The organism is Streptomyces sp. UH6, from assembly GCF_013421635.1.
Classification (GTDB): domain Bacteria; phylum Actinomycetota; class Actinomycetes; order Streptomycetales; family Streptomycetaceae; genus Streptomyces; species Streptomyces abyssomicinicus.
Genome location: NZ_JACADT010000682.1, coordinates 1 through 3,129, shown reverse-complemented (window position 1 = coordinate 3,129; position 3,129 = coordinate 1). Strand labels below are relative to the sequence as shown.

Here is a 3,129-nt window from a genome sequence, read left to right as displayed (position 1 = left end):
GGACGGCAGGGTCGATGGACTCACGAAAGTTTCCTTCACCTCAAGGGTTTCCCCTGAAAGGTATTTTCGTTCCCTGGGCAGGTCAAGGCCGCGTGACAATGGGAGCATGAGCGCCATCAGCCCCCTCGAACAGGCCGTGCACGCCGCGCGCGCCCTCGTCCTCGCCGATCTGGTAGCCGGAGACGTGGCCGAGGCCGACGTGGTCTCCCTGGTCGAGGACTCGGTGGTGCAGCGGCGCTGGTGGGTGGAGCAGTGGCCGGAGGGGGCGGGCTTCCTGCCGGGGCTGGTCGCGCAGGACGTCCAGGACGCGCTGCTGGACAAGTACGGCCGCTGGCCGCTCTGCCCGGTCTGCGCGCACGGCGAGCCGCACGCCCTGGAGGTCGAGCCGGAGCTGGGCCCGGACCCGCACTGGGTGTGCCACCAGGCGGGCGTGCGGGTCGCCGCGGTGGGGGCCCTGGCCTCCGCCCTGCCCGGGCCGTCGTGACCCTCTACATCGATCCGCCGGCCTGGCCCGGACACGGGAAGCTCTGGTCCCACCTGGCCAGCGACGTCTCGTACGACGAGCTGCACGCCTTCGCGGCGCTGCTGGGCGTGCCGCGGCGCGGCTTCGACGGCGACCACTACGACATCCCCGCCGAACGCTACGCGGAGGTGGTGAGGGCCGGCGCGGTCCCGGTCCGCAGCCGGGAGATCGTCCGCCGGCTGCACGCGGCGGGCCTCCGCCGACGCAAGCGGGCGGGCGCGGACGGACGTTAGACGGAAACCGTTCTCCCCCTGGGCCGCGGCGCGCGAGGATGCCACCATCGGGGCATCCACAGAGAGGAAGCCCCCGGTGCCGTCGCCCCTTCCGCCTCCCCCGCACGACCCGTGGCAGCCGCCGCGGCAGCAGCCGCACGACCCGCGGCAGTCGTCCGACCCCCGGCAGCCGCCACCGGCGCAGGCCGGGCCGCCTCACGGCAACGGCCCGTCACCGTGGCAGCAGCCGGCGCCGCGACCGTGGAACCAGCGGGCGATCGTCGCCCTCATGGTGTCCGTGGTGGCCGCGACCAACACCGTGAACGAGTGGCTCGGCCTGGCGCTCACCTGCGCGGTTCTGGCCGTCGGCATCGTCAGCCTGGTCGAACTCGCCCGCCACGAGCGCCGCGGCACCCCGCAGCGCGGCCAGGGCCTCGCGCTCACCGCGGTGTCGCTCGCCGGCCTGACGCTGCTGGTCCGCGTGCTCCTGCTGCTGGACGTCGTCGCCCTCTGAGCCCGTCAGGCCGCTTCCCCGCGCCGTTCGAGGACGAGCATGCCGCCGTCGTCCACCAGATGGCCGGTGCGCAGGAACCCGGCCCGCTCCAGCACGTTCCGCGAGGCGGCGTTCCCCGGATCCACCCGCGCGGTGACCGTGCCGACGGCCTCCTGGGCGAGCGCCCACGCGGTGAGGGCGCGCAGCGCCTCCGTGGCGTAGCCCTGTCCGCGGGCCGCGACCGCGAGGTCGTAGCCGATCTCCACCCGGCCCTCCTCGTCCGGCGGTCCGTGGAAGCCCATGGAGCCGACCGCCCGGTCGTCCTCCCGCCGCACCAGCACGTAGGAACCCCACTGCGGGCGGAACGCGCCCTTGTCGTAGGCGGCGACGACGAGTCCGGCCCCCTCCCGGGTGCCCTCGAAGGGACCGCCGGCGACCCAGTCGAAGCCGCCGTCGCCGCCGAGCGCCAGGTCCGCCGCGGCCGGAACGGTCAGGCCCTCCAGCGTCAGCCGCTCCGCCTCGACCAGCGGGTTGTTGTACCAGCCCCACCCGGTGACCGGCTCCTCGCCCGGCAGCGTCCCCCGCCCGGTGGCCCACAGCAGCGTCCGCCACGGGTCCTCGCCCTGGCGGATGTGCGGGAAGATCCGCGCGAGCACGTACCCGCACAGCTCCGCCGAGGGCCGGTAGGCGATGCCCAGGCCTTCCGCCATGTCGTGGGTGTGCAGCAGCACCTCCGCCACGCCCATCGCCGCGAAGCCCTCGCGGCCGGCGCCGCGGAACGGCGCCGGGTGGAAGCCGCGCGCCGACCGGGGCGCGGTGCGGCAGGCCAGGGCGAGCATCGCGCCGCCCGCCTCGACCGCCTCCAGGGCCCCCTCGGCGCCGATGTCCGGCGGGTCCAGCACGTACTCCACCGGCCGGTACTCCTCCGGCGCCCGGGTCACCAACTGCGTGGCGTAGGCGAAGAGGTCGCTCACCACGTGCTCGGCGGTGCGCAGGCAGTCCCACTCCACCCGCCCCGCCCGCACCGCGGACCAGTCCCGGTCCGCCGCCGGGCGCAGCGCCGCCACCGCCTCCGACACCGCGTCCGTCACCGTCCGCGCCGCCGCGTCGCCCCCCAGGGCTCCCGAGTTCGTCATGCCGGCGAGCCTAGGGGGAGCGTCACACGGCCGTCACCGTCATTTCGTCAGCAGGTCGAGTTCGGCGCGCAGGTTGTACCGGGCCGTCGCCTCCCAGTGCTCCGCGCCGTGCGGGGTGCGGAACAGCCTCGGCAGGTCCAGGAGTTGGCGCAGGACGGCGGAGCGGCCCTCGCGGAAGAGGCCGGACGGGACGAAGTGGTACTCCTGCCGGACGGCGGCGGTGTACGCGGCGTACGCCTCGGGCGGGGAGGCGAGGACCGCCAGGTCGGCGTCGCAGAGGACCTGGCCGTCGAGGTCGTCGTCGGCCGGGTCGTGGGTGACGGTGAGCCGGACCAGGCGGGCCACCTCGGCGGTCCGCGTCGCGTCCACGCCCGCCTCCGGGAGCGCGATCTCGGCGATGCGGGCGGACCGCTCCTCGTTCTCGGACCGCTCCGGGTGGTAGACGGCGTCGTGGAACCACGCCGCCAGCCGCACCACGTCCGGGTCGGCCGCGTGGCGTTCCAGCTCGTCCACCCGGTCGAGGACCGCGGTGAGGTGGGTGAGCGTGTGGTAGTGCCGCTGCGGCTCCGCCCAGCGGGCCAGCAGGTTCCGCGCGTACGGCGCCGGGTCCGGCTCCGGGGCTCCGCTGCGGGCGGCGGTCAGGGTCCGCGCCCAGCGGGCGCGCAGCGCGTCGAGGTCGACGTCGGGTCGGGTCATGCCCGCATTCTGGACCGCAGCGCCTCCGGTGCGCGCCCCCGGGCGTCCCGCGCGTGTGCGACGCTGGAA

5 protein-coding genes are annotated in these 3,129 nt (G+C 75.5%); 3 read left to right on the top strand and 2 right to left on the bottom strand.

The window, feature by feature from the left end; genetic code table 11:
* Window positions 1-106: 106 nt before the first annotated feature.
* The 3 genes from HW445_RS24225 to HW445_RS24215 all read left to right on the top strand — a co-directional run bounded on the left by HW445_RS24225 (window position 107) and on the right by HW445_RS24215 (window position 1,249).
* Window positions 107-484: a hypothetical protein gene (locus tag HW445_RS24225; protein ID WP_180223068.1), complete on the top strand. Its 378-nt coding sequence runs from the start codon at window positions 107-109 to the stop codon at window positions 482-484.
* Complete coding sequence (locus tag HW445_RS24220; protein WP_180223067.1) at window positions 481-756, top strand: DUF4031 domain-containing protein; 276 nt, start codon at window positions 481-483, stop codon at window positions 754-756. The genes HW445_RS24225 and HW445_RS24220 overlap by 4 nt, the downstream gene beginning before the upstream one ends.
* Window positions 757-832: 76 nt before the next feature.
* Window positions 833-1,249, top strand: coding sequence for a hypothetical protein (locus tag HW445_RS24215; RefSeq protein ID WP_180223066.1), 417 nt, complete (start codon window positions 833-835; stop codon window positions 1,247-1,249).
* A gap of 5 nt (window positions 1,250-1,254) precedes the next feature.
* Here the strand turns inward: HW445_RS24215 and HW445_RS24210 are convergent, their stop codons facing one another.
* Window positions 1,255-2,364, bottom strand: a complete 1,110-nt coding sequence (locus HW445_RS24210; protein WP_180223065.1) for a GNAT family N-acetyltransferase — start codon at window positions 2,362-2,364, stop codon at window positions 1,255-1,257.
* Window positions 2,365-2,403: 39 nt separating this feature from the next.
* Entirely contained in the window at window positions 2,404-3,060 is a 657-nt protein-coding gene (locus tag HW445_RS24205) for a hypothetical protein (RefSeq protein WP_180223064.1), read from the bottom strand.
* Window positions 3,061-3,129 lie beyond the last annotated feature (69 nt).

Excerpts from the sequence above, each read along its gene's own strand:
- HW445_RS24225 (WP_180223068.1), top strand. The coding sequence starts at position 107 with ATGAGCGCCATCAGCCCCCTCGAACAGGCCGTGCACGCCGCGCGCGCC.
- HW445_RS24210 (WP_180223065.1), bottom strand. The coding sequence starts at position 2,364 with ATGACGAACTCGGGAGCCCTGGGGGGCGACGCGGCGGCGCGGACGGTG.
- HW445_RS24205 (WP_180223064.1), bottom strand. The coding sequence starts at position 3,060 with ATGACCCGACCCGACGTCGACCTCGACGCGCTGCGCGCCCGCTGGGCG.